Genomic DNA, 25,448 nt, shown 5'->3' with positions numbered 1-25,448 from the left:
AACTGCATGACACGCTTTTGGCTCGGCGGATACAGCGCCGAGATGCAAGGAACAAGCACGGGCATCAACACGCTCGCAACCGACGAAAGTGGCCGGGCCAGCAGCCTTGCCGTACGGGGCACGGCGGTGCATGCACAGTCGCCGTCGTGGCTTGCGCAGCATCCGGTGCATGACATTGTTTATGCCGTGCAAGAGAGCAGCGATGCTGTGACCGCTTACCGGCGTTCGGGTGAAGATTCGCTCGAGCAGTGGGGTGAGTCGATTGCAGTGGGACACGGCCCGTGTCACGCCGTGGTGGCCGCCGACGCAAGCGCGCTGATTGTCAGCAACTATGGTGACGGCCATGTTGTGCGCATCGGTATTGCCGCCGACGGCAGACTGGGCCGCGCAACGGCAGCATCGCTAGCGACCGACCCCTATGGGGGCGGTGCCGAAGAACGCCAACCGCACGCGCATGCTGCGGCGTTCTTGCCCGACGGCCGCATTGCCACCACCGACCTGGGCTACGACCTGGTGCGCATCTGGCGTTTGACCACGGCCGGCCTCACGATTGACCACGAGGTGACTCTTCCGCGGGGTACCGGCCCACGCCACATGGTGGTGCACCCCAGCGGTCACCTGCATGTTGTCACCGAATATTCGTGTGAGGTGTTTACGCTCGCTGCGGGCCGTGACGGATGCTGGAGTGTTGTCGCCTCGACGCTGACAACCCCCGTGGCAGTGGTCGGTAACGACTACCCGGCGGAGCTTGCCATGTCGCGTGACGGCGAGACGCTGTACACCGCACTGCGGGGCAGCAATACGATTGCCGCGCTTCGCGTTCGAGGTGCGGGCGAAACCGTAGAACCCGTGGCTGTTACCGATTCCGGCGTCGACTGGCCCCGCCACCATCTCGTGCACGAGGGTGTTTTGCTGGTTGCCGGTCAGCGTAGCGACACCATTACGGTGATCGACCTCGACAGTCGTACGGGCGTGCCGGGTAGCATCCGGAACACCATCGATTCCCCCACGCCGACGCACTTCTTACTCGCCCGATAACACTGCTATGCCGACTCATAACATCGGCATACCAAAGCGAAAAGTTTGTGTGCGGGGCTGCCACAGGCGTGCACAATCGCCTACGCTCGAAGAAGCCGGTTGTGCTTGCGGGTGCGTCCGGCGGCAAAAGTGACCGCACTGTACCAACGCATAAAGACGTACCAACGCATGATGACAGCCAACGCCACACGAATCCCGGAGGTGCCGCCGTCGACACTGTGACCGGCGCCCACGGAGAAGGGCACGCATGATCGAGTTCCGCTCCGTAACAAAAGAATTCGCTGACGGCACACGCGCTGTCAACGAGTTCAGTCTCACGATCCCTTCGCGCCGCACCACCGTGTTTGTTGGGTCTTCCGGATGCGGCAAGACAACGCTTCTGCGCATGATCAACCGCATGGTCGAACCGAGCACAGGAGACGTGCTCATCGATGACGAGAGTGTGCTTGGCCAAGATCCCGTGAAACTGCGCCGCCGTATCGGCTACGTGATGCAGAACTCGGGGCTTATGCCGCACTTTAGTGTGCTCGATAACGTGACAACGGTGCTGCGCATTACCGGAACTCCGCGCGCTGCAGCACACAGTCGTGCGCAAGAACTTCTCGACACTGTGGGCCTTGATCGTGCACTAGGGACGCGGTACCCGGCCCAGCTCTCGGGTGGGCAGCAGCAGCGGGTCGGTGTGGCGCGAGCGCTGGCAGCCGACCCCAATGTGCTGCTCATGGATGAGCCCTTCGGCGCGGTCGACCCGATCGTGCGGGCCGACCTGCAACAAGAACTCGTGCGGTTGCAGCGCGAACTCGATAAAACCGTGGTGTTTGTCACACACGATATTGAAGAGGCTTTTTTGCTGGGTGATCAGGTTGTGATTCTTGATGCCGGGGCACGCATTGTGCAAAAGGGCAGCCCGAGCGAAATCATTGAAAACCCGATCGATGATTTTGTGGCGTCTTTTGTGGGGGTTGATCGTGGGGCGCGCACGCTGAGCTTGAAACAGACTCCGCGCGGCACGGTTGTTGTCGACAGTCTGGGGCGCACGCAGGGCGTGATTGGCGACTGATATGGACTGGATGATCGATAACGGCGGGCTGATTGCCAGCCTCACCGGCATCCATCTGCGGCAGAGTTTTATTCCTCTGGCCGCCGGTTTTATCGTCTCGATTCCGCTCGGCTGGGTGGCGTGGCGCTACCGTTTGCTACGCGGATGGATTGTCGTTATTACCGGACTCCTGTACACGATCCCTTCGCTGGCGCTACTTATTTTGTTGCCAGCAGCGCTGGGCATTTCGGTGGTGAGCGAGCTGAACCTGATGGTGGCGCTCGCGATTTACGCTGTTGCTATTCTGGTGCGCTCGGTTGCTGATGGTCTCGATGCTGTCGACCCGATTATTCGCGAGTCGGCGACTGCTGTCGGGTATGGACCTTTTCGTCGTTTTTGGGCTGTCGATTTTCCGCTGGCCGGGCCGGTGATTCTTGCGGGTTTGCGGGTGGCTGCTGTCAGCACTATTTCTTTGGCGACCGTGGGCATTCTTGTCGGTGTTAATAACCTCGGTTATCTGTTTACGACGGGTCTGCAGCGGCGCCTCGTGGTCGAGGTTTTTGCCGGGGTGCTGGCCGTTTTGGTTATTGCCCTCGTGGTTGACGCTCTGCTGGTACTGCTCGGTCGTGTGCTGATGCCGTGGAACCGGCTGACAACATTGGCAGGGGCGGGTGGTGTGCAGTGAACCTTTTTGCTGAGGCATTCGCCTGGCTGTTTTCGCCCGACCGCTGGGAAGGCAGTTACTCCCTTCCCACCCTTTTCGGCCAGCATCTGTGGTTCACGATTATCTCGGTGGTGGTGGCCGCTGTTATTGCGGTTCCGGCCGGTTGGCTGATTGGCCATACGGGCCGTGGTCGTGAGGTGGCTGTCGCTTTTACGGGCGCTGCCCGGGCGCTACCCTCTTTTGGGCTTCTTATTTTTCTGGTGCTGTTGCTGGGCGTGATTCGTACGCCGCTGGCCGCGGTGATCACTTTTGTGCTGCTGGCTATCCCGCCGCTGCTGGCCGGTGCGTATACGGGTTTTGAAGCCATCGATCGTCGTGTTATCGATGCGGCTCGCGCCATGGGCATGACGCCGTGGCAGGTTCTCACGAAGGTCGAGATTCCGCTCGGTCTACCGCTGCTGATTGCAGGTTTGCGTTCGGCAGTGCTGCAGGTGATCGCCACCGTGACGATCGCGGCCTACGTAAACCTGGGTGGTTTGGGTTGGCCCATTATTCAGGGCATCCCGCTGCGCAAGTTCGATCAGGTTTTGGGCGGCGCAATTTTGGTGGCAGCGCTGGCGCTTGCTGCCGATCTGCTGTTGGCACTTGCGCAGCGCGCTGCAGTACCGAAGGGAATCCGTGCCGATGCAGCAGCGTCACACGGTGAGTATGAAGGTGGTGAGCAGCATCCGGATGCCGATGCTGTGGCGTCGCCCCTGTAAGTTTCTGGTTTCTTGAGAGAGAGGTTCATGATGTCTTTTCTTCCCCTGCGTCACACCCGTGCTGGTTGGGCTGTTGCTGCGTTGGCGGCAACAGCGATGCTGGTTACCGCGTGCGGAAGCGGTAATCCGTTAGATGATCAGCCCGCCGGCGACACTGCGGCTCCGGATGCTGGTGAGCAGAGCACAATCGTTGTGGGTTCACAGGCGTACTATTCGAACGAGATTATTGCTGAGATTTATGCGCAGGCTCTCGAAAATGCGGGGCTTGACGTGAAGCGTCAGTTCAGCATTGGCCAGCGCGATGCTTATATGCCCGAAATTATTTCTGGGGCGATCACCGTGTTCCCGGAGTACACGGGCAATCTGCTGGAGTTCTTTGACCCCGACACGCAGGCAACGAGTCCCGACGAGGTGTATGCCGCGTTGCAAGAGGCGCTACCGGAGGGCCTGGTGGCGCTCGACTATGCCGAAGCGAGTGACCAAGACACATATACGGTCACGAAGGCTTTTGCGGATGAGCACGGCCTGACGTCGATCTTTGATCTCGCCAACGTTGATGGCGAGGTAACGATTGGCGCGGCGCCCGAGTTTGAGCAGCGCCCCTACGGCCCGGATGCTGCTCAGCAGGTTTATGGTGTTGATCTGGCGTTCTCGGCTACGGGCCCGACCACACTCGACGCGCTTCTGGCTGGAACCATTCAGGTTGCCGATATTTATAGTGCCGACCCGGCGTTTGAAACCGAAGATATTGTGGCGCTCGACGACCCCGAGAACATGATTTTGTCGTCGAATGTGGTGCCGATTGTTTCGAGCAGCGTGGCTGATCAGGTCGCCGACATTATCAACGCGGTGAGCGCGAAGCTCACGGTTGCCGAACTGGTGTCGCTTAACGTTCTCAGCACGGTTGACCAGCAGGAGGCGCCCGAGATCGCTCAAACATGGCTGAGCGATCAGGGGCTTATCTAGTAACCGGCGATCATCGAAGCATCACTGCGCGGGCACCCATGGCTATGGGGCGCCCGCGCAGTTGTTGTGTGAAGGCTTAGGCGAGGGTGAGAAAGATTTTCTCGAGTTCGTCGGTGCTGAGGCCATCGTGCGTGCGCGTGCCGTCGGGCGATTCGAGACAATCTTTCATAGTCTCGGCAACGATCACGAACCCCGCTCGTTGCAGCGCATGGGTGACGGCGGCCAGCTGGGTAATGACGTCGCGGCAGGACGAGTCGTCTTCGACCGCGGTGATCACGGCATCGAGTTGGCCACGGGCTCGTTTGAGACGATTGATGACGCGTCGGCGAGCAGCATCCGGATCAGAAAGGCTCACGATCTGACTCCTTTCGCGAAGTGAGAACAGAATCGATGCGGTTGCCCAGTAGTGCGCGGAGGGTGATCATGCCCCCCGAGAGCGAAGCCGAATCGAACCCTGCTTGCACGAGCACCCGGTGCGCAATCGCTGAGCGCACACCCGAGGCGCACATCACACGAACAGGGCGGCCGTGTGCTGCCGCGCGCACCTCGTCGAGGCGTGAGCGTAGTTCAGTGTGCGGAATGTGGAGTGCTCCGGTGATCATTCCGGTGGCGATTTCTTCGTCGGTGCGCACGTCGAGAATGACAGCGGTGGCGCGCACATGGTCGAGTTCGCGGGCGTTCCATGTGGCGAGCGTGCCGTCGAGCATATTGGCACCGACCATGCCGGCGAGGTTGATGGGGTCTTTAGCCGCACCGTAGGGCGGTGAGTAGGCCAGGTCGAGATCGCTGAGTTCTGTGATCGACCACTGTGCTCGAAGGGCCGTGGCAAACAGATCGATGCGCTTATCGACACCGTCGGGTCCGACGATTTGTGCACCCAACAGTTGCCCGGTGTCGGGTGCGAAGTGCACGGTGATGTGCATGGGTGAGGCGCCAGGAAAATATCCGGCGTGCTGCGGAGGGTGCAGGTGGGCGGTAGTGAACGGGATCGATGCCTTGCGCAGCGATTCACGGCCGGCTCCGGTCATGGCTGCCGTGAGTGTGCCCACGCGCACAATCGCTGTTCCGAGCGGACGCGGTATGGGGCGCGCTGTATCGGGGCGCAGAATACTGTCGGCAACGCGTCCGCCCGCTCGGTTGGCGGGGCCAGCGAGGGCAACGGGGCGCCGGATGCCGGTGACGGCGTCGATGCTCGCGGTTGCATCGCCGACCGCCCAAATGTGTGGCTTGCCGGTGCGGCCGTGTTCGTCGACGGTGATGGCGCCGTTCTCGGTGGGAATTCCGGCTGCTTCGAACACTGCTGTGTCGGGGCGTACACCAACCGACAGCACGATGATGTCGGCCTCGGCTGTTGTGCCGTCGCTGAGGTGCACCGTGTCGGCTTGAGCGCCGGGCGTGATGCGCTCGGCCGACACGCCTGTGCGTACGGTAATACCCAAACGCGCAAGCTCGTTCGTGATGAACCACGCGGGCTCATCATCGAGCGGCGGGAGCACATGGTCGGCTAGTTCGATGACCGTGGTGTCGAGCCCTTGCAGGGCCAGCGCCTCGGCCGCTTCGATGCCGATAAAACCGGCCCCGAGCACGACGGCTTTCTGTGCGCCTGCATCGACTCGGTCGCGCAGGGTAATGGCGTCGTCGACGGTTCGCAGGGTGCGCACGCGGGTAGATTCATCGATGCCGTCTATGGGCGGGCGAAAGGCCTGTGCCCCGGGTGCGAGCACGAGTGCATCGTAGGAAAGAGTTTGTGTGCCCTCCGGTGTGGCAACGGTCATGGTGCGATTGTCGGGGTCAACACCCGTGACGTCGTGATGCGGCCGTACGTCAAGGTTGAGAGAGGCAGCGAGCCGCTCGGGTGTTTGCACGAGAAGGTCGGCACGGTCGGTGATTTCGCCACTGACGTAGTAGGGGAGCCCGCAGTTGGCGAACGAAACGTAGGGGCCGCGTTCCAGAACAATAATCTCGGCAGACTCATCGATGCGGCGTGCACGGGCTGCACAGCTCATGCCTCCGGAGACTCCGCCCACAATGACGATACGCACGGTGTTCTCCTACGGAGCTTCTGTGTCGGCGGCGTCTTGCTCGGCAAGCTGCTTGCGAACGTCGTCCATGTCGAGGCCGCGTACGGCTTCGATGACCTGGGTCAACTGTGCGGACGGCAGGGCGCCGGGCTGAGCAAAAACGATGATTTCGTCGCGGAAGGCCATGAGCGTCGGAATCGACGTGATGCGAAAGTCGGCCGCTAGGCGTTGCTGTGCCTCGGTATCGATTTTGCCGAAGACGATATCGGGGTTCTCTTGCGCAGCCTGTTCAAAAATGGGCCCAAATGTGCGGCACGGACCACACCATTCAGCCCAGAAGTCCAGCAGCACAATGGAGTTGTCGGTGATGGTCTGTTCGAGGTTGTCAGAGGTGATTTCGATGGTAGCCATGGGCCCACCTTATACCCCAGGGGGTATAAGCGCTCTATGTGCGGGAATCTTGCCGGGGAATCCACACCTTTTTAATGATGATGAGAACCGATGCGGTAACCGGCACCGCCACCAGGGCTCCCAGCAGCCCCAGCAGGGTGCCTCCCACGAGTGCACCGATCACGACGAGGGAACCAGGAATGGCGATGGCGCGGTTCATGACGCGTGGTGTGATGAAGTAGGCCTCCACCTGCATGTACACGACGTAGACGAGAGCGAAGATGAGTGCCGCTACGGGGCTTGTGAACAGGGCCAGTACCGTGCCGAACACCCAAAACAGTACGGAACCGACGAGCGGGATGAGGGTGATGAGGAATGCGGCTGTAGCCATGAGTGGTGGAAAGGGCAGTTGCAGTACGAGGTGCAGTACAAATACGAGTGCTGCGTTGAAGAGTGCGAGAACGACCATGCCCATGACGTAGCCGCCGACCGAGTTGGTGATTTCGGTGACGATTTCGCCAATTCCGCGGCGGTCGCGGGCGGGGGCAAGGCGCAGGAGGCCGTCTTTCATGCTGGGCAGGGTTGCTAAGAAGTAGAGGGTCAGCACGATAACGATGAGGGCGCCGGAGAGGCCGCTTGCGATGGCGCCGCCCACCTGCAGGGCAGCGCCGCCGACCTGTGCGGCTCCGCCAAGAATCTGCATGAGCTTGTCGGGGTCGCTGAGAACTTTTTCGACCTCGCCCATGAGGTCACCGATGCCGCCACCAAACTGGGTTTGCAGCCGCGCATAGACATCGCTGGCTAAGAAGGTGTCGATGGTGTCGGGGATTGATTGCACAAACGAGGTGATCTGTGAGATCACTGTCGGCAGAATCGACAGCACGATGATGGCGAGCACGGCGGCAAAGCCAACGATCACGATTACGACGGCCCACGGGCGCGAAATTCCGCGTTTTTCGAGCCAACGCACGGCCGGGTCGAGGCCGAGTGCCGCAAAGAGTGCGAGGGCAATATAGATGAGTACGGTCGACAGGTTGACGAGGGTGAGTCCCAAGACAAAGGCGGTGAGCCCACCGAGGGTGAGCAGAAAACCGATGGCGAATGGTTTGTCGAGCCGAGCCCAGAACGCACGGGCGTTGCTTCCGTCGGTCAGCGCCGCCGAGGGGTGATCGTGCGTCACGCTCACGGCTTCGGCAGGGCTCCGCATTTTCTTCTTCGCCTTCATGGCACCACACTATGTTGTCCGCTGTGACTTGTGGGTTTGCCGTGCCGTGATCGAGGTGGTGTGTGGGCAGCGACTATCGTCAATAGTGCCGCAAGAAGGAGGGCACGCATGACCGCTGTCGAAGATCCCCGCGCTGAACTGCTGCGTCTGCGCGCCAGCATTGACAATATTGATGCCGCCCTGGTTTTTATGCTTGCCGAAAGGTTTCGTTGCACGCAGCAGGTCGGGCAGTTAAAAGCAACACACCGGATGCCACCCTCTGACCCGGGCCGCGAAGAGCAGCAGGTTGCCCGTTTGAAGGCTTTGGCGGCCGAGGCGCATCTTGATCCTGAGTTTGCCGAGAAGTGGTTCAACTTTGTTGTTGCCGAGGTGATTCGTCATCACACGGCTGCCGCGGAAGGGCAGTGATTGTGGCCAGGCGGGCACGTAACGAGGCTGATGAGTCACGTTCGCTGCTGCGACATGACAACCTGCGGCGTGCGATGCAGGTTATTGTGCAGCATCCGGGGATTGCTACTCGTGCCGAGATTGCGCGCACGACCGGGGTGACTGCGGCGACGGCGTCGTCACTCGTCGCGCAGTTGATTGATGCGAATCTGGTTGTTGAAGGCGAGCAGGCGGCCAGTAGTGGCGGCAAACGCGCCACCACTTTGCATGTTGACGGATCGTATTATGCGCTGGGTGTGTTTGTTGTTACTCCGAGCGATATTCGTGCGGCGCTGTTGGATTTGAACGCCACCGTCATCACCGAGCAGCGAGTCGAAGGCACCCCCACAACACATATCGCGGCGATCGTTGCCATCGCGCAGCAGTGGCAACACGACTATGGCGATCGTCTATTGAGTATTGCCGTGCAGGTGCAGGGTGCTACCGATGGTGAGGCCGTGCTCGAAAGCGTCGCGATGGGATGGCACGATACCGATATCGCCGAACCGATCAGCGAAGTATTTTCGGGCCCGATTCGGCTCGTTAACGACGTAGACGCCGCAGCCGTCACCGAGGCCCTGCTCGACAGTGAACCTTCGGGGCTTCGACTTTTTGCCTATATGGGCGAGGGTGTGGGTGCGGCGGTCACGATCGATGGTCGACTGTTGGCCGGGAAGCAGGGTCGCACGGGCGAGATTGGGCACGTGCGTTCGCTTGTGGGCGGCCACGATATGCGGTGTGAGTGTGGACGGATTGGTTGTCTCGAAGCGGTGGCATCGTTCCAGGCGATGGTGGGCATTGACTTTACTGAAAACACCGATCACGATGCGCTCGCACGGCACGTGACCGCGGCCGACCCGGAACGCATTGATCAGGGTGCGTTGGCGTTAGCCCAAACCCTGTCGTTGCTGTCGGCCATGCTTGCGCCGCGCGAGGTTGTGCTGGGTGGTGCTGCGCATGTGCTGGGCGAACCGTTCTTGCGTCGAGTGCAGAGCGTGCTCGCCGACCCGCCGCGCGGAACCCTGCCTGTTCCCGTGCGCTTTGCCCGACAGGGTGCGGCACCGTTTGCGGGTGTGGGGCAGGCGGCTCTGCAGATTGCGCTGGGTCTTGCGTGGGGGCCGGCTCAGATGCATCCGGATGCTGGCCGCTAGAGTCCTCTTTTTCCCGCGGCGTGGGCAAAGATCAGGCTCGTGCTCGTCGAGGCGACTTCGGGGCGCAGGCTGAGAGTGTCGCTCACGAGTTCGCGAAGCGCACCGGCGTCGTGCACAGCAACGTGCACGAGAAAATCGCGGTCGCCGGCCAAGAAATATACGCGCTGCGTGGCGGAGAGGTTTTCGAGATACTTCTGAAAGCGACGCAGATCGCCCCGGGCATGTGCATGCAAGCGAATAGTGATGAGGGCTTCGAGGTGAAGGCCCAGGGCAGTCGGTGACACATCGGCATAAAAACCGGTGATGACCCCGCGCATAACCAGCGAGCGCACGCGGTTGAGGCACGTGGATTCGGCGATGCCTGCGCGGGCAGCGAGCTCGGAGTTGGCAAGGCGGCCATTGCGGCTGAGCTCGTTGACGAGCGTGAGGTCGACATCGTCGAGGTCGCTGTGGTGGTGCAGACCGCGCTGTATGCGCAATGAAGAATCGCCCGTTGGCATCGTGTACTCGCCCCTTGAGTCGCAGATTATTTAATGAAAAATTTCTGAATCGAAGAATCTTCGTTCCGCAACATATTCTCGCGCAAATTCTGCATAATCACAGCAGAAGCTACTCTCGGTTTTTCGTGCCTGAACGGAGGAAACGCAATGACGCGCACAATTGTTGTTGGTGCGGGAATGGTGGGCCTAGCCACAGCCTGGCACCTGCAAGAACGTGGTGTTGAGGTGACGGTTATCGACCGCACCGGAATCGCTGCCGGTTCATCGTGGGGAAACGCCGGTTGGCTCACGCCGGGCAAGGCTATTCCTCTGGCCGACCCCAGCCTATGGACGTACGGGCCGAAGGCACTGATTGATCCGGATGCTGCGCTGCACGTGCCGTTTCGCGTTGACCCGACGCTGTGGACTTTTTTGGCGCAGTTCGCCATGCACGGTACGAACCGGGCCTGGGATCGCACCATGGCAGCGCTCACCCCCATCGACAAGATCGCTCTGGAATGCTTCGATGAACTCGAAGCGGGCGGGGTTGATTCGTGGACGCGTGAGGGGCCCTTTGTTATCGGTTTTGCAGAAGAAGCACATTCGAAAGGGTTTTTGTCAGAGGTAGAAGGCGTCATTCGCCACGGCCAAGACGTACCCTTTGAGCGGCTGCAAAACCCCCAAGAACTGGCCCCGCAGCTGTCTGACGCGGTCAAGGTCGCGTATCGCCTGGAGGGCCAACGATTTATTGAACCAGCGCCCTACGTTGAGGCGCTGGGTGATGCCGTAGTGCAGCGCGGCGCACAGCTGATGACCGGCGTTGAGGTGACCGATGTTTCGTCGACCAGACGGCCCGTCGTCACGCTGTCGAACGGTGAGCGCCTCGAAGCCGACTCCGTGGTGATTGCCACCGGCGCATGGATGCCGAAACTTGCCCGGCAGCTGGGGGTGCGCACGCGGGTGCAGGCCGGGCGCGGTTATTCGTTTACTGTCGAGAGCGAGCAGCCTGCGAAGCATCCGGTGTATTTGCCCTTCCAGCGCATTGCATGCACGCCGTACCAGGGGCGTTTTCGTATCGCCGGCACGATGGAATTTCGCGGCCCCGATGAGCCGTTCCAGCCGCGTCGTGTCGAAGCCATCATTGCGCAGTCGCGCCACCTGCTCACGGGCGTCGATCTTGAGAACAGGCACGACGAATGGGTGGGCTCGCGGCCGGTGACTCCTGATGGCCTGCCACTGGTGGGTGCCACGCAGGCCCCGAACGTTTATGTGGCGGGTGGACACGGCATGTGGGGAATCGTGCTCGGTCCGGCAACGGGCAAGCTGCTCGCCGAACAGATCGTTACCGGTCGCGTTGACCCGGCGATCGCACCGTTTGATCCGCTGCGGTAGGCCCTATTGCGGTAGCGCCTGAGTCGTTCGGCTGAGTGCAGGTTTCCGGATGCTGGAATTGCCGGGCGTGCGCGGCCCACTTCTTTTCGGCAGGGATAGAGCGAAGCGCCGGTGTCGTGATGGCCAAGATCGCTGCCGCGGCACAGATGCCCGCGCCGATGAGAATCGTGGCGCCTCGACCCCACAGAGCAAGACCAAACCCGGCAATGAGCGGAGCAAACGGCATGGAACCCATGCTGAAGATTCCCATGGCACTCGACGCGCGACCCATGAGCTCGGTGGGAGTGGCGACCATAAAATAGCCCCCGATCGCGGCGTTAATGGCAGGAAGAATAAGGCCGGGAACGCCCAGGGCAATAACGATGCCAATAGGGTCGCGAAGCGCTGAGACCGCTGCCGTGCAGAGGGTGAACACGATGAGCCCCGCGATAAGGATGGCACCCGCTCCGATGCGGCTGACCAGGAATGTGGCACCGAGCGCCCCGAGCAGCATGGCCACTCCGAAACCCGTGCCCACCCACCCGATGATGGTGGGCGAATAGCCGTCTTGCTGCAGGGCGTAGGTGACGGTGACCATCGCAGTGTTCACACCCAGGTTGATGGTGGTGAGCACCATGAGACTGCCGCGAGTGTCGGCCCGAGAAAACAGCCACGAGAAGCCTTCGCGTGCGTCGTGGAGCATCGAGGTCGTGCGTGCGACGGAGCGTGATTCCGGCGCGGCGGGAAGGCACCGTGGTCCTCGCGTACGGGGGATGAGCCATGCGGTAAACCCAGCGATGGCGTGCAGCACGCCCATGACGGCGGCGACAAGCCAGGCGCCCCCGGTCAGAAGCATGCCGCCGAGTGGCCCGCCCGCCAGCTGGAGTGCCGCATCGCGGGCCTGGTTGGCCGACTGTGCGCGGCCCATGGTGTCGTCGGTGACGATGTCTTTCAGCGCGCTTTCTCCTGCAGTGTCGTAGATTCCGCCGCGGGCAGCGAGAGCTGCAGTTAGCACGAGCAGCGTGGTGAAGGTGAGTGCTTCGCCAAGGGCGAGCAGGAGAAAAGCCAGTGCGATAAGGGCACCAAGTACCGAGCCCATGATCATGAGCGCTATGCGGTTGCGGCGATCGGCGAGCACCCCGCCGTACAGCATGAGCGTCACGCGCATTCCTCCGCTCACCGCGCCAATGATGCCGGCTTGAGCCGGGTCATCGGTGACGATGAGCGCAATGAGGGGCACAGCAAAGGCAAAAAGTGCCTGCGCGAGGCCCTTGGTGGTGTCGCTGATGAGCCATGCCAAATAGCGACGGTTGCTGTGCAAGACAGTGGTCATAGTCACCGACTATAGTTGTGCAATAAAACTTGCGCAACTAAATATGCGCAATTATTTCTGGTTGAATAACGCCATGACTAAGAAGCCGGGCAGTGCCAAAGAAGACCCCGCCCCGCGAACCATGACAACAGCGATGCTGAAAGCACTCGCCAACCCCCTGCGCCAAGAAATCATGCGTGTTGTTATGCGCGAGCAATTCGCACGCGCCGCCGACATAGCAGTGGCCCTCGACGAACCCGCCAACAAGGTCAGCTTTCACCTGCGAGTGCTCGCCGACGCCGAACTCATCGCCGAAGCACCAGAAAAAGCACGCGACCGCCGCGACCGCGTCTGGGCGGCGGTTCCCGCCTCCCTCAACGTCGGCGGACCCGAAGCGCCCATAACCGACGAAGCGCTCAGCAGTGCCCTCATCCGCGCACTCGTCGACGACCACAACGACCTCGTTCGCCGAGTCATCGCCTACTCGGCCGAATACATCAGCGGCCGCACCACCGAAGAACACGGCACTTTTGTGCAGTCGCGTCTGCGGCTCACACCGCAAGAGTTTCACGACATGTTCGCCACGATACAAAACATCGTCAACGACGCACGGCAAGAGCATGACCCGCAGCATCCGGAATCACGACTGTGGCAAATCGACTTCGTCGCCGGAGACGAAACCCTGCCATGACCGACTTTCCCTACCACCAGCTGCGCCGATACCCCGATATCGAAGCGCCCAATCTGCAAGCCCACGACGCCACCGACACTCTGCTCGTGCGCGAAGCGCTGCGTATCTACGAAGCCCGGCAGCAGCACGAACAGCAGGCCGCCACTCAACCGCCCGTCGTGATCGGCGACCGCTACGGAGCCATCGCACTCGCACTGCAACACGCAGGTATCGCCGACATACGCGTGCACCACGATGATGAAACAGGGCGGCGCGCGCTCGCCGCCAACGCACGCATGCTCGGTATGCAGACACCAACCATGGGCGACCTCGACGCCGACCTGCTCGCCGGTGCGACGCTCGTTATCGTTCAATTGCCGACCGTGCTTTCGGCGCTCGAAGAAATCGCCGACGCCATCGCGCGGTGGGCTGACCCTGCCGTAACCGTCATCGCCGGCGGCCGCGTAAAACACATGACACTCGGGCAAAATGACATACTCGCGCGCTACTTTCACCGCGTGCAGCCCCAGCGGGCCGAAAGAAAGTCTCGCCTCGTTATTGCCAGCGACGCCCGCCCGGTTGCACCCCAGCCACCATTTCCTACGAACGAAACGCACACGCTGCCGGGAGTCACCCAACCCGTCACGCTGTACGCCTACGGTGGCGTATTCGCTGGACCACGCCTCGACATCGGAACACGAGTACTACTCGACTGCCTGCCACGCCTCCGTCGAGAATATGCATCGGACCGGCGGGCGGCTGCCACGTCGACCATGCCGCTGACGGCCGTTGATATGGGATGCGGTACAGGGGCGCTTGCAGTTGCCTTTGCACTGCAGCATCCGGATGCCACGGTGTGGGCAACCGACCGTTCGGCTGCCGCGGTGCGCTCAACCCGCGCGACCGTGCGCGGACAGCAGCTCGAGCATCGCATTATCGTGACGCTCGACGACGCCGGATCGCGCCTGCCCGAGGCGCGCGCAGACATCGTGCTGCTCAACCCGCCGTTTCACGTGGGTGCGAGTGTGCACGAGGGGGCAGGGCGGCGCCTTATTGAGGCATCCGGCAGGCTGCTTGCGCCGGGTGGGCAGATCTGGACAGTTTTTAACTCGCATCTCGACCATAAACAGGCGCTCACGGCGCTCGTTGGACCCACGGAACAGATACATAGAACGCCGAAATTTACCGTTACGCGCACAGTTTTACGGGCAAAATAACACCCTCTGTCAACGGGGTTGCGCAACGTTCAGATAACGGTTCTCGATACTGGACCAAGTGCAGAATGTCGAGAATTCCGCAGAAAAACACGAAAAGTCACAATAACGCTGGGTGCCGCCGCTTGGCACAAAAGCGTCACTTTGTTACGTTGGTTCATTGGGCTTAGTGGCCTCAAGACCAGTCCGCGTCTGTGTCCTCCTTCGATTCTGTGCAATTCGGAGCGGCGCAGACGTATGGTCGGTAGTCTTTGCGCGGATCCGAAATCCGACGCCAGAGTCGCCAGCACGGCGAAATCGAAGCGGCCATGCGACTACCACCCGGGCGCAACCGAAGTGGACTCACCTGTGGGGTGAGCTACGGGGGAAACGTGACCGAAACCGCTCTTGAAGCGCATCATCTGTACAAGGTGTTCGGCAAGAATCCCGCCGCTGGGGTTCGGCGACTGAAAGCGGGCGAGACTCGCGACGACATTCTCGACGCGGGCACCGCAGCCGTGATCGATGCAAGCTTCTCTGTTAAAGCCGGTGAGATTTTCGTCATCATGGGGCTGTCGGGCTCCGGAAAATCCACCATCATTCGCATGCTGAACGGCCTGCTGACGCCCACCGATGGTGAAGTGCTCATCCAGGGACGCAGTGTGACCCGCACCAGCGCGAAAGAACTACGCGATATTCGGCGTAAAAGCGTATCGATGGTGTTTCAGCACTTCGCGCTGCTGCCGCACCGCACGGTGCTCGACAACGCCGCATACGCGCTCGAAATCCAGGGTGTCGGCCGCGAAGAGCGCAATGCTCGCGCGCAAGAGATTCTCGAAAAGGTGGGACTGGGCCTGTGGGCCGATAAGTTCCCTGACGAGCTCTCGGGCGGAATGCGCCAGCGTGTTGGCCTTGCCCGTGCGCTAACCTCGGGCAGCGATATTCTGCTCATGGACGAAGCGTTCTCGGCGCTTGACCCGTTGATCCGCCGCGAAATGCAAGAGCAGCTGGTCGAACTGCAGCAAGAGCTGGGCCGCACCATCATCTTCATTACGCACGATCTCAACGAAGCCATGTTCCTCGGCGACCGCATCGCCGTGATGCGTGATGGCCGCATTGTGCAAAATGGCACCCCCGAAGAAATTCTCACTGACCCGGCCAACGACTACGTGGCACAGTTCGTGCAAGACGTCGACCGTACGCGCGTACTCACCGCCAGCGCCGTCATGGAGCCGCCGCACTTGACGACGCCGCTCACCGCCGGTGTTCGCGGTGCGCTGCGCGTGCTGCGCGAGCACCAGGCCAGCGCCATCTTCGCGGTAGAGAACCGCCGCCTCGTCGGCGTAGTGACCGACCGCGCAGTGATTCGCGCAGTCAAGGCAGGTCAGACCGACCTGCGTCAGATCGTTGACGACACAGTGCTCACCGTGGGCCCCGACGACCTTCTCACCGACATTGTTGAGCGGGCAGTCGAAACACCTGTTCCGCTGGCCGTTGTTGACGAAGACCGCCGCCTCGTGGGCGTTATCCCCCGCGTTGTGCTCTTGGCCGCGCTCGGCAACGTTCCACCGACAACTCGCGAAATGCCGATCATTCAGACTCCGATCGACATGGTTGCCGAATTCACACCGCTGGTTGATGCGGTCGAATCCGGTGCAACGCCCGAAGGGAGCGTGAACGCATGAACCTCGTCGGCATGGTCGAAATCATTCCGTGGCTGCAGTCAGGCGGCCGAATTCCGCTCGGAAAATGGGTCAAGGAGTTCATTAACTTCTTGAAGGAATACGTCGGTTGGCTGTTTGACGCGCTCGCTGTTGTCTTCAGCACGCTGTATGACGCAGCCGCATGGCTCTTCACGGCTCCGCCCGCCTGGGTGATCATTATCGCGCTGGTCGCCGTCGCCTTCTTGGCGAAGGGATGGAAGCTGGCTCTGGGTACGGCTCTCGGCCTGATACTCATCATCACGATGGCGCAGTGGGAAAACGCTATGCTCACGCTGGCGCTCACGATTGTGGCGGTGCTGATCGCCACCGTTATCGCGATTCCGGTGGGTATTTGGGCGGCACGTTCGCAAGCCGTATCGAACACCGTGCGCCCCATACTCGACTTTTTGCAGACGATGCCCGCCTTCGTCTACCTGCTGCCCGCGATCTTTCTGTTCAGCGTTGGCCCCGTGCCCGGCATCGTGGCAACGATTCTGTTCGCTGTCGCGCCCGGTGTTCGCTTGACCGAACTTGGTATCCGCGGCGTGGACGAAGAGGTTGTCGAGGCAGGGCATGCGTTCGGCGCTACGCCGGGCCGTATTCTGCGACAGATTCAGCTGCCGCTGGCGATGCCGTCGATTATGGCCGGTGTCAACCAGGTGATCATGCTTTCGCTGTCGATGTCGGTTATCGCCAGCATGGTGGGCGCTCCCGGCTTGGGTCGCCCGATCGTGCAGGCGCTGAGCTCGGTCAACATTCCCCTCGGTTTCGAGGCCGGAACCGCCGTCGTGGTCATTGCCATGATTCTTGACCGCATCACGGGCGGTTTTGGTGGCCGTGGCCGCCGCCGCAAGAAGAACAGCAACGGTGAAAACGCCAACTCTGCCAACAACGGTGAAGAAGATTCAGGCTCATCGACTCCGGATGCTGGCGCATCGGGCGCCACCCCCACGGGCACGGCGACCATCCCCACCGCGTAATTGCGGAATCACTAGACCACGCGTGCACCCGACACGTGAAGGAACCCGCGCACACCGCGGAATATCCCCAACACCCGTGACACAGCACACGGGAGGAAAGGAAACACAATGAACAAGCGACACATTTTTGGTGCTCTCGCGCTGAGTGTTACCGCAGCTCTTGCCTTGACCGGTTGCGCAAGCGACGGCGGCAGCACGGACAGCGGTGACACCGGTGGCAGCACCACGGAAGAAAAAGCAAGCCTGACGATTGGTGTCTTCAACGGCTGGCCCGAGGGCGAGGCTGCCTCGTACCTGTGGAAGCTGGTTCTCGAAGACCAGGGCTACACCGTTGACCTGCAGTACGCCGACGCTGGCCCCGTTTTCTCGGGTGTTGCCGACGGTAGCTACGACCTGGCTCTCGATGGCTGGCTGCCGTTCACGCACGCCGACTACTTTGAGGAGTTCGGCAACGACATCGTTGACCTCGGCTCGTGGAACGACGACGCCAAGCTGACGATTGCCGTCAACGCTGATGCACCGGTCGACTCACTGACCGAGCTTGCTGAGAAGGCCGACGAATTCGACAACCGTCTCATCGGTATCGAACCCGGTGCTGGTCTGACCAAGGCAACGCAGGAGAACGCCATCCCGACCTATGGTCTTGAGGGCATGGACTTCATCACCTCGTCGACCCCGGCTATGCTCGCTGAGCTCGAGTCGAAGCTCGACGCCGGTGAGAACGTGGTTGTTACCCTGTGGCGTCCCCACTGGGCATACGACGCCTTCGACATTAAAGACCTCGAAGACCCCGAGCTGACGCTGGGCGAGGCCGAGTCGATCCACACGATCGCCGCGACCACGCTAGAAGAAGACGCACCGGAAGTTTTCCAGTGGCTGTCGACCTTCAGCATGAGCAGCGACGTGCTGTTCTCGCTCGAGAACGCCATGTACAACTCGGGTGAAGAAGACGTTAGCGACTACACCGACATTGTGCGTGCCTGGATGGACGAAAACCAGGACTACGTCGCAACTCTGACCGAGTAATCGACGACGCTATTCAGTGCCCCGGGTCTTTATGGCTCGGGGCACTGGTGTTTGTGGAGGGCAACTGCGGCGCCACCTTTTTCTGCAGCACCTCAACGGCTTCATCAGAGAGCGCGATAAGGCCGTCAATTTCTTCACGCACGCGCTTATATGCAACATTGCGTTCTGCTTGCGTGGCCGACTCATCAACAGCAACTTTGAGCAGCTGCTGCGCGCGGTCGAGCCGCTTGCGTTCTGGTTCGGTAAATGACGAGTCGCGCAGGCGGCGTGCGTCGCGCTCGGCGACGTCGAAGGCCACGGCATAGTTGCCGACGGCCTCTAAATATTCGGCCATCTGTTTTTCGCTCAGTTTCGCGTCGGTAGAGGCGGGGCGCAGGGCATCAGCAGTCTTTTTGGCGCGCAAAAATTCAGCCGTCAACGGTTGGCGACCGTCGCTCATCGCCGGAAAAGCGATCAGCTTAGCTACATCAAGTTCATAGTCGAGCCAGCGCGCAGTGACGTCATCGTGATCAGCAAAGAGGCGTTCGAGTAGCTCACGGTCGGTGGGCAGAGACGACGATGATTCAACGGTGGCGGGGGCGGTAGCATCCGGATGCTGAATACCAGCGCCCACCGCACGGCCGCTGCGTGCCGCGATCTGGGCGGCCTTGATCTCACCCTTCACTCGCAGTGTTTCGAGCCGCCGTTCGTGCCGCCGCTTTGCGCTCGCTTCGATCGACTTGCCAATGCCACCCGCGACGCCCATGAGCGGAAAAATGAGCCACCAGTATGAACCAACGAACTGCCAGAGGCCACTAAAGAATGCATCCATGATCCACTTAGCCTAACCAGGCGGGAATGGTGGCGGTGTCACCGTTTTTCGGCGCAGGGAACACACCGTTCGGCAAAGGGCCGTATCTCGAGCCGTGCAGCGGGGATACCAGTGCCGCACGAGATGCAGACGCCATAGGTGCCTGCGTTCCACCGGTCGAGGGCCGCTTCAATCTGCTGCTGCTCGGCGCGGGCCTCATCGAGCAGGCCACTCAGCCGCGACCACTCGCTCGACAGAGTCACACCATCGGGGTCGTGCTCGTCGTCATCGTTGGCCCCTTCGCGGTCGTGAACCAGTGTTTCGAGGGCAGTGGCGGTGGTCGTCACACGCTCACTGGCTTCGGCGTGCAAGCGGTGCAACATGGCCAGAAGCGACTCACTGTCGGTGGTGCTGTGCATATTCGCCGTGCTTTCTCTTGATGACCGGCCAGTTTAGCGGCGCTGTGCGAGGGCGATGCGGGCGCGCAGATCGGTCAGCACCCGTTCGGGGTGGTCGATCGTGTGCAGGTCGAGGGCTTCGGCGAGCGTGAGTGCGAGGGCTGCGTGACCGGCATCATTGGGGTGAAAGGGGTCAGACATAAAACGCCACGGCACGCCGCCGGCTGCCTCTTCGGTAAACCACGCATGCTGGTCGACGAGAATAACGTCGTCGAGGTGCGCAACGGCGCGAACCGCAGCAACAAACTCGGCAATGCGCGCTCTCTCGGGAGCGTGCGTAATGTCAACAAACGGCGGTGTTTGCAGCACCGGTATCGCATTGAACTGACGCACACGAGCAACAAAGGTGCGCAGCGAATCACCAAAGTTGTGTGGCTGCACCACCTCTGCACGGTTGGTGGCGGCGTCGTTCGTGCCGATCATCAGCGTGACGACATCCGGATGCCAGTCGGCCACGCGACGCCCGAAGTCGTCGAGTATCTGCGTGATGCGGTGACCACTAATACCGGTGTTGATAATGACGTCGCGGGTGCGCCCCAGGTCGCCACGGATCAACTCATGCAGATGGTCGACATAGTTTCGAGCACCGTGCGTGTGCACGAGGCCGTGCGTAATGGAGTCACCTGTCAGCACCCACGTTGTCGGTTCAGAAGACGCACACCGTGCCCGAAGGCGCTCGCGTTCAGTGTTGGTCATATCCCCATTGTGACCTGAGGGTGCCCGCTAACCGAACAGCAGCGTGATAACGGTGGCGCCTCCGCCCACCAAAATGAGTGAGGCAATCGTGACCCACGCGGTGATCCGGATGCGACGATTGCGGCGTTCGAAGCCGCTGTAGTCGTCGCTCGTGTCGATGGTGTCGCTCATGCCTGTGCCTCGGCAACCGTCGGGCCAAATACGGCGGGCAGTGTTGCCTGGGCGGTGGCTCGTAGTTCATCGACTGTCACAGTGAAGACGTCTTGTACTTCGAGCGTCGGCTCCGAGTCGGTGACACCAATGCGCAGCACCGGGTAGCCGCGGCCCTCGCACAGGCCTTTGAACTTGACGTCGTCTTCGCGTGGAACGGTCACAAGAACACGGGCCGTCGATTCGGAGAACAGCGCCGATGCGGCATCAACACTGTCGCGCTCCATAATCTCGGTGAGCCACACACGTGCGCCAACACCAAAGCGCAAGACGGCTTCGGTGAGAGCCTGACCGAGACCACCGGTCGACAGGTCGTGTGCGCTCGAAATGAGCGACTGTTCGGCCCCCGCCGCGATGAGTTCGGCGAGCCGCTTCTCGGCGGCGAAGTCAACAGCAGGAGGGCGCCCACCCAGGTGGTTGTGCACGGTGTCAGCCCACGCCGAACCGCTCAGCTCGGTCGACGTGACACCCAGCAGGTAGATGTTTTCTCCTGCGTCTTGCCAGCCAGAAGGAATACGGCGGGCGACGTCGTCAATAATGCCGAGCACACCCACGAGAGGAGTGGGGTGGATGGGTACATCGCCTGTCTGGTTGTAGAACGAGACGTTGCCGCCGGTGACGGGGGTGCCCAGTGCGTAGCATCCGTCGGCCAAACCATCCACGGTTTGACCGAACTGCCACATAACCTCGGGGTTCTCGGGCGAACCAAAGTTGAGGCAGTCGGTGATAGCCGTGGGTTTAGCGCCCGTTACAGCAACGTTGCGGAACGACTCGGCCAAGGCCAACTGTGCACCCGCATAAGGGTCAAGCTGGCTGTAGCGGCCGTTAGCGTCGGTGGCAATCGCACAACCGAGGCCCGATTCTTCGTCGACGCGAATCATTCCCGCATCGTCGGGGAAGGCAAGCGCCGTATTGCCGAGCACGTAATAGTCGTACTGGTTGGTGATCCACGACTTATCGGCAAGGTTGGGGCTACCCACGAGCGCCAAGAACTGGTCGCGCAGCACAGCGGGGTCGTTGGAGCGCGGCAGGTTTTCAGCCGCATCCGCCTGGAGCGCGTCAATCCACGAGGGGTAGGCGACGGGGCGTTCGTAAACCGGGCCGTCGACAGCAACGGTCGTGGGGTCGACGTCGACAATGCGCTCGCCGCGCCAGTCGATAACGAGGCGGCCGTCGCCGGTGACCTCGCCGAGCACAGATGTTTCTACTTCCCACTTGTTGGTCACAGCAAGGAAGGCGTCGAGTTTGTCGGGGGCGACGATGGCCATCATGCGCTCTTGTGACTCCGACATAAGAATCTCTTCGGCCGTGAGCGATGGGTCACGCAGCAGCACGCTGTCGAGGGAGACATGCATGCCCGAGTTGCCGTTGGCTGCCAGCTCTGACGTGGCGCAGGAGATTCCTGCTGCGCCGAGGTCTTGAATGGCTTCGACGAGCTCTGCCTGGTAAAGCTCGAGACAGCATTCGATGAGCACCTTTTCGGCAAAGGGGTCGCCCACCTGCACGGCGGGGCGTTTGGTGGGACCGCCGTCGTCGAAGGAGTCGGAGGCAAGAATAGACGCGCCACCAATACCGTCACCGCCGGTGCGTGCACCAAACAGCACAACCTTGTTGCCCACGCCGGTGGCGTTGGCCAGTTTGAGGTCTTCGTGGCGAAGTACACCCACGGCGAGAGCGTTCACGAGGGGGTTGGCCTGGTATACCGAGTCAAATACAGTCTCGCCACCGATATTGGGCAGGCCGAGGCAGTTGCCGTAGAACGAGATGCCGCTGGTTACGCCGTGTACGACGCGAGGTGTGTCGGGGTGGTCGATGGCACCGAAGCGCAGGGCGTCCATGACGGCGACGGGGCGAGCACCCATCGAGATGATGTCGCGTACGATTCCGCCAATACCGGTTGCGGCGCCCTGGAACGGTTCGATGTAGCTGGGGTGGTTGTGGCTTTCAGCCTTGAACGTCACGGCCCAACCTTCGCCGATGTCAACGACGCCCGCGTTTTGACCCATGCCGACCATGAGGCGTTCTTTCATTTCTTCGCTGACTTTTTCACCGAAGCGGCGCAGATAGATCTTGCTCGACTTGTAGGAGCAGTGCTCTGACCACATCACCGAGTACATGGCGAGTTCGCCTGAGGTGGGGCGGCGGCCAAGAATTTCTTTGATCTTGGCGTATTCGTCGGCCTTGAGCCCGAGAGCCTCATAGGGCTGTTCTCTTTCGGGGGTGGCGATGGCGTTCTCGACCGAGTCGGGAACGTGGTCAACAGGGGTGTTCACAGGGGTGTTCACGCGCACTCCAAGATCAGGCTGGCGGGGCAAACACAGTCTACCGGGGGTTGGGAGACACGGTTTCGACCCTTTTTGGTGCAGACAGGAGCAGAATGAGAGATATGTCTATTCCACTGTCTGACTTGCGTATGCCTGACCCTCAGCGTGTGTTTACGGGTGATGGTGTGCGGCTGGCGACGTATACGTGGGGTGAGGTTGATGCCCCGACGGTTGTTGTGCTGCACGGTTTTGCTTCGAGCACACATGATTCGTGGGTGTTGACCGGGTGGGAGCGTGCTCTGGTCGCGGCCGGTTTTCGGGTTTTAGGTATTGATTTTCGCGGCCATGGTGATAGCGAAAAGCCGCACCAGGTTGATGCCTATAGCGTGAAGACGTTGGCGAATGATGTTGAGCAGGTGCTCGATACGTATTTGATCGACGACGCCCTGCTGCTCGGTTATTCGCTGGGTGGGCAGGTTGCGTGGCGGGTTGCTGCCGAGATTCCCCATCGTGTTGACCGCATCGTTTTGGGGGGAGTTCCCGAGGGTGCGCCTTTTGCGGCGATTGATTTCGCGCAGGTCGAGACGCATGTGCGGGAGGGAACGGCGGTGTCGGATGCCGCTACCCAACAGTATGTGGCTATTACCGAGCGCGTGCCAGGCAATGATGCCTCAGCACTTTTGGCTATGGCGCGCGGCATTCATGAGACAGGTTTGACGTCGGACACACTGGCGCTTCCTGATCTGCCTGTGCTTATTGCCAGTGGTGAGAATGACCCGGATCTTGCTGCTTCGCGGGAACTCGCTGATGGATCCGGTAACGCAGAGCTCTTTGTTATTCCGCGCCGTCATCATTTCAATGCCCCTGCTTCACGTGAATTCCGTGAGGCTGCGGTGGAGTTTTTTCGCGCCGGACAGTGACGCTAGCGCGGCCGGCGGTGAGGCTCGCGGTCGAGGCGGCCGATGTAGGTGATGAGCGTTGACGCGAGGGTGTAGGACTCGCCGTCGCGTTCTTCGTCTATTTCGGCGCGGCCGGCGTTGGTGGTTACCGGACGCAACTCGTGCAGCGTGTCAGTGAGTATTTCGTTGACGTCGCGGCTAGAGAGACCGCTTTCGATGAGTGCGGGGCGCGGTTTGCCGGCACTGTCGATTTCATAGCGGTCGACAATGACGCCGAGGGCTATGACGCCACCTTCTCGCAGTGATATTCGAGCTTTTGTGAGCAGTTGCCGTACAGCAGTGACGCTTGGAAGGTGTTCGATTGCTGAGAAAGCAAAAATAAGGTCGACGTCGCTCACGAATTCGACGCTCGTGAGGTCTTGCTGGTGTGCATGGAGGCGCGTGGTTCCGCTTGTTGGCGCGAGAGTTTCGAGCTGCTGCACTGCTGTGTCTAAGAGGTCGATCGCGTAGACGTGGGAGCCATCAGGTAGATGTTTGAGCATTGGTACGACGTGACGGCCGACGCCTGCGCCGAGGTCGTAAGCGATAACGGGCCGGTTGTTGGGCAAGAGGTGGAGCGCATCGAAGATGAGGCGGTGCGGGCGTTCGAGCCACGTACCTTTTTCGCCGAGCTCGACGTTGGAGTAGAGCTCGTCGTGGTAGCGAATTGTTTCGCGTCGGGCGGAATCAAAGTCGGGCATCGTTGTCGCCCCCTTGGCGGCCTGCCGCTCGTGTTGCACGGTTCGGGTCTCGTACTTATCGCGGTTATGGGCCATCGTTTGCTTGATTTTCTTCGTTCTTTTCCGCAATGATGCGGCCCACTTCGCTCGTTGCTGCAAAGAATTCGGCAAGGTCGGGTTCAGCCGAGGTCGGCACGAGCGCCACCTCATTGGCGCCGACCTGCTGTAGTTGCCGCACAACATCGGCAACATCGGCCGGGTCGCCCCAGGCCGCGCGGGCGTTGTCGACGCCGCGGTCTCCCAGGTCTGTGGATACTCGTGCTCCGGCTCCGTCGCCGAACGAAGCGGTGAGATACATCGTGACGCGTGGCGTCTGCGTCTTTCCTGCATCCGCGGCACCGTGCTGCACATGAGCGATCTGCTCGCCAAACTCTTGCGGCGAGTACCCTCCGGCAAGAATGACACCATCGGCCAGAGCACCCGCCAGCTGCAGTGTTTTGGGCCCCTCACCGGCCGCGTAGAGGGGCGGGGTCGATGTTGGCGGCCAGTCGAGAGCTACCTCTCGCAGAGTCACATACCTGCCCTCGACGGTGCACTTCTCTCCCTGCAATAGCGCACGAATAGCGGGGATTGACTCTTTCATGAGAGTCAGCGGTGATGCAACGCGCGCACCGACCTGGCTCATCCAGTCGAGTACACCATGCCCAAATCCAGGAATCAATCGGCCGGGAAACATGCGTTCGATGGTTGCGATCTCCATGGCCGTGAGCGCCGTGTTGCGCAGTGGAAAAGGAGAAATACCTACTCCTACGCGCAGGTTCTCGGTCCACGCGAGTGCTGCCGCTGCCGAGGCATAGGCCGACTCGCGAAAACAGTCTTCCCACAGCCACAGCACCGGTAACTCTGCGCGTTCTGCTGCGATGACGGCACCGCGAAACTCTTCGGGCGCATAGTGATAGGGACTAAAAACTGCACTGACCGTTGTCATCAGCCACCT

Annotated in this window: 27 protein-coding genes; 14 read left to right on the top strand and 13 right to left on the bottom strand. The window is 61.0% G+C overall.

The genetic code is table 11. From position 1 onward, the window contains the following. Positions 1 to 6 precede the first annotated feature (6 nt). The 5 genes from ACQUSW_RS12640 to ACQUSW_RS12620 all read left to right on the top strand — a co-directional run bounded on the left by ACQUSW_RS12640 (position 7) and on the right by ACQUSW_RS12620 (position 4,468). The gene (locus tag ACQUSW_RS12640; RefSeq protein WP_428932667.1) at positions 7 to 1,038 is read left to right on the top strand and encodes a lactonase family protein; all 1,032 of its coding nucleotides are present in this window, start codon (positions 7 to 9) and stop codon (positions 1,036 to 1,038) included. 247 nt (positions 1,039 to 1,285) lie between these two features. Next, positions 1,286 to 2,098, top strand: coding sequence for an ABC transporter ATP-binding protein (locus ACQUSW_RS12635; RefSeq protein WP_428932666.1), 813 nt, complete (start codon positions 1,286 to 1,288; stop codon positions 2,096 to 2,098). A gap of 1 nt (position 2,099) precedes the next feature. After that, positions 2,100 to 2,762 (top strand): ABC transporter permease, encoded by a 663-nt coding sequence (locus ACQUSW_RS12630; RefSeq protein ID WP_428932763.1) that lies wholly within the window; start codon positions 2,100 to 2,102, stop codon positions 2,760 to 2,762. After that, entirely contained in the window at positions 2,759 to 3,502 is a 744-nt protein-coding gene (locus ACQUSW_RS12625; protein ID WP_428932665.1) for an ABC transporter permease, read from the top strand. Before ACQUSW_RS12630 ends, ACQUSW_RS12625 begins: the two co-directional genes overlap by 4 nt. A gap of 27 nt (positions 3,503 to 3,529) precedes the next feature. Next, positions 3,530 to 4,468 (top strand): ABC transporter substrate-binding protein, encoded by a 939-nt coding sequence (locus ACQUSW_RS12620; protein WP_428932664.1) that lies wholly within the window; start codon positions 3,530 to 3,532, stop codon positions 4,466 to 4,468. 76 nt (positions 4,469 to 4,544) lie between these two features. On the opposite strand, the gene ACQUSW_RS12615 is transcribed toward ACQUSW_RS12620, so the two are convergent. Genes ACQUSW_RS12615 through ACQUSW_RS12600 form a run of 4 tightly spaced genes read right to left on the bottom strand, consistent with a single transcriptional unit; the run spans position 4,545 to position 8,104 of the window. Continuing rightward, a complete protein-coding gene (locus ACQUSW_RS12615) occupies positions 4,545 to 4,823 on the bottom strand; it encodes a metal-sensitive transcriptional regulator (protein ID WP_428932663.1) in 279 nt (92 codons plus the stop codon). Beyond that, on the bottom strand, positions 4,810 to 6,510 hold the full coding sequence (locus tag ACQUSW_RS12610; protein WP_428932662.1) for an FAD-dependent oxidoreductase: 1,701 nt from the start codon (positions 6,508 to 6,510) through the stop codon (positions 4,810 to 4,812). The genes ACQUSW_RS12615 and ACQUSW_RS12610 overlap by 14 nt, the downstream gene beginning before the upstream one ends. Before the next feature lie 9 nt (positions 6,511 to 6,519). After that, positions 6,520 to 6,900, bottom strand: coding sequence for a thioredoxin (trxA, locus tag ACQUSW_RS12605; protein WP_428932661.1), 381 nt, complete (start codon positions 6,898 to 6,900; stop codon positions 6,520 to 6,522). 34 nt (positions 6,901 to 6,934) lie between these two features. Then, on the bottom strand, positions 6,935 to 8,104 hold the full coding sequence (locus tag ACQUSW_RS12600) for an AI-2E family transporter (RefSeq protein ID WP_428932660.1): 1,170 nt from the start codon (positions 8,102 to 8,104) through the stop codon (positions 6,935 to 6,937). A gap of 108 nt (positions 8,105 to 8,212) precedes the next feature. Here ACQUSW_RS12600 and ACQUSW_RS12595 point away from each other — a divergent pair, with 108 nt between their 5' ends. Together ACQUSW_RS12595 and ACQUSW_RS12590 are read left to right on the top strand one after the other, a co-directional pair. Further along, positions 8,213 to 8,512 carry a chorismate mutase gene (locus tag ACQUSW_RS12595; RefSeq protein WP_428932659.1) on the top strand — a complete coding sequence of 100 codons (300 nt, stop codon included), beginning with the start codon at positions 8,213 to 8,215 and terminating at the stop codon, positions 8,510 to 8,512. Between the two features lie 2 nt (positions 8,513 to 8,514). Further along, complete coding sequence (locus ACQUSW_RS12590; RefSeq protein ID WP_428932658.1) at positions 8,515 to 9,681, top strand: ROK family transcriptional regulator; 1,167 nt, start codon at positions 8,515 to 8,517, stop codon at positions 9,679 to 9,681. Here the strand turns inward: ACQUSW_RS12590 and ACQUSW_RS12585 are convergent. Beyond that, entirely contained in the window at positions 9,678 to 10,181 is a 504-nt protein-coding gene (locus ACQUSW_RS12585; RefSeq protein WP_428932657.1) for an Lrp/AsnC family transcriptional regulator, read from the bottom strand. The two genes, ACQUSW_RS12590 and ACQUSW_RS12585, sit on opposite strands and share 4 nt — an antisense overlap. Before the next feature lie 147 nt (positions 10,182 to 10,328). On the opposite strand from ACQUSW_RS12585, the gene ACQUSW_RS12580 reads away from it, so the two are divergent. Next, the gene (locus tag ACQUSW_RS12580) at positions 10,329 to 11,552 is read left to right on the top strand and encodes an NAD(P)/FAD-dependent oxidoreductase (RefSeq protein ID WP_428932656.1); all 1,224 of its coding nucleotides are present in this window, start codon (positions 10,329 to 10,331) and stop codon (positions 11,550 to 11,552) included. Here ACQUSW_RS12580 and ACQUSW_RS12575 read toward each other — a convergent pair. After that, entirely contained in the window at positions 11,503 to 12,864 is a 1,362-nt protein-coding gene (locus ACQUSW_RS12575; protein WP_428932655.1) for an MFS transporter, read from the bottom strand. The two genes, ACQUSW_RS12580 and ACQUSW_RS12575, sit on opposite strands and share 50 nt — an antisense overlap. Before the next feature lie 73 nt (positions 12,865 to 12,937). Here ACQUSW_RS12575 and ACQUSW_RS12570 point away from each other — a divergent pair, with 73 nt between their 5' ends. From ACQUSW_RS12570 to ACQUSW_RS12550, 5 genes are all read left to right on the top strand, one after another. After that, positions 12,938 to 13,534 (top strand): ArsR/SmtB family transcription factor, encoded by a 597-nt coding sequence (locus ACQUSW_RS12570; RefSeq protein WP_428932654.1) that lies wholly within the window; start codon positions 12,938 to 12,940, stop codon positions 13,532 to 13,534. Continuing rightward, positions 13,531 to 14,730, top strand: a complete 1,200-nt coding sequence (locus ACQUSW_RS12565) for a class I SAM-dependent methyltransferase (RefSeq protein WP_428932653.1) — start codon at positions 13,531 to 13,533, stop codon at positions 14,728 to 14,730. Before ACQUSW_RS12570 ends, ACQUSW_RS12565 begins: the two co-directional genes overlap by 4 nt. A gap of 368 nt (positions 14,731 to 15,098) precedes the next feature. After that, positions 15,099 to 16,391: a quaternary amine ABC transporter ATP-binding protein gene (locus ACQUSW_RS12560; protein WP_428932652.1), complete on the top strand. Its 1,293-nt coding sequence runs from the start codon at positions 15,099 to 15,101 to the stop codon at positions 16,389 to 16,391. Further along, positions 16,388 to 17,389, top strand: coding sequence for an ABC transporter permease (locus ACQUSW_RS12555; RefSeq protein ID WP_428932651.1), 1,002 nt, complete (start codon positions 16,388 to 16,390; stop codon positions 17,387 to 17,389). The genes ACQUSW_RS12560 and ACQUSW_RS12555 overlap by 4 nt, the downstream gene beginning before the upstream one ends. Positions 17,390 to 17,497: 108 nt before the next feature. Beyond that, positions 17,498 to 18,415 (top strand): glycine betaine ABC transporter substrate-binding protein, encoded by a 918-nt coding sequence (locus tag ACQUSW_RS12550; protein ID WP_428932650.1) that lies wholly within the window; start codon positions 17,498 to 17,500, stop codon positions 18,413 to 18,415. 13 nt (positions 18,416 to 18,428) lie between these two features. Here the strand turns inward: ACQUSW_RS12550 and ACQUSW_RS12545 are convergent, their stop codons facing one another. Genes ACQUSW_RS12545 through purL form a run of 5 tightly spaced genes read right to left on the bottom strand, consistent with a single transcriptional unit; the run spans position 18,429 to position 22,854 of the window. Next, on the bottom strand, positions 18,429 to 19,226 hold the full coding sequence (locus tag ACQUSW_RS12545; RefSeq protein WP_428932649.1) for a hypothetical protein: 798 nt from the start codon (positions 19,224 to 19,226) through the stop codon (positions 18,429 to 18,431). Between the two features lie 38 nt (positions 19,227 to 19,264). Beyond that, on the bottom strand, positions 19,265 to 19,624 hold the full coding sequence (locus ACQUSW_RS12540) for a TraR/DksA family transcriptional regulator (protein WP_428932648.1): 360 nt from the start codon (positions 19,622 to 19,624) through the stop codon (positions 19,265 to 19,267). Between the two features lie 33 nt (positions 19,625 to 19,657). Further along, positions 19,658 to 20,359: an SGNH/GDSL hydrolase family protein gene (locus tag ACQUSW_RS12535; protein ID WP_428932647.1), complete on the bottom strand. Its 702-nt coding sequence runs from the start codon at positions 20,357 to 20,359 to the stop codon at positions 19,658 to 19,660. A gap of 27 nt (positions 20,360 to 20,386) precedes the next feature. Continuing rightward, positions 20,387 to 20,530 carry a hypothetical protein gene (locus ACQUSW_RS12530; protein ID WP_428932646.1) on the bottom strand — a complete coding sequence of 48 codons (144 nt, stop codon included), beginning with the start codon at positions 20,528 to 20,530 and terminating at the stop codon, positions 20,387 to 20,389. After that, positions 20,527 to 22,854, bottom strand: a complete 2,328-nt coding sequence (gene purL / locus ACQUSW_RS12525; protein WP_428932645.1) for a phosphoribosylformylglycinamidine synthase subunit PurL — start codon at positions 22,852 to 22,854, stop codon at positions 20,527 to 20,529. The genes ACQUSW_RS12530 and purL overlap by 4 nt, the downstream gene beginning before the upstream one ends. Positions 22,855 to 22,955: 101 nt before the next feature. On the opposite strand from purL, the gene ACQUSW_RS12520 reads away from it, so the two are divergent. Then, positions 22,956 to 23,753 (top strand): alpha/beta fold hydrolase, encoded by a 798-nt coding sequence (locus tag ACQUSW_RS12520; protein WP_428932644.1) that lies wholly within the window; start codon positions 22,956 to 22,958, stop codon positions 23,751 to 23,753. A gap of 2 nt (positions 23,754 to 23,755) precedes the next feature. Here ACQUSW_RS12520 and ACQUSW_RS12515 read toward each other — a convergent pair whose 3' ends face one another. Both ACQUSW_RS12515 and ACQUSW_RS12510 read right to left on the bottom strand, forming a co-directional pair. Beyond that, positions 23,756 to 24,547 carry a class I SAM-dependent methyltransferase gene (locus ACQUSW_RS12515; protein ID WP_428932643.1) on the bottom strand — a complete coding sequence of 264 codons (792 nt, stop codon included), beginning with the start codon at positions 24,545 to 24,547 and terminating at the stop codon, positions 23,756 to 23,758. After that, positions 24,537 to 25,439 carry an LLM class flavin-dependent oxidoreductase gene (locus ACQUSW_RS12510; RefSeq protein WP_428932642.1) on the bottom strand — a complete coding sequence of 301 codons (903 nt, stop codon included), beginning with the start codon at positions 25,437 to 25,439 and terminating at the stop codon, positions 24,537 to 24,539. Before ACQUSW_RS12510 ends, ACQUSW_RS12515 begins: the two co-directional genes overlap by 11 nt. Positions 25,440 to 25,448 lie beyond the last annotated feature (9 nt).

It is taken from the genome of Microbacterium luticellae, from assembly GCF_050408645.1.
Taxonomy (GTDB): domain Bacteria; phylum Actinomycetota; class Actinomycetes; order Actinomycetales; family Microbacteriaceae; genus Microbacterium.
The sequence above is the reverse complement of the archived record's forward strand: the minus strand, read 5'-3'. Positions and strand labels throughout refer to the sequence as shown.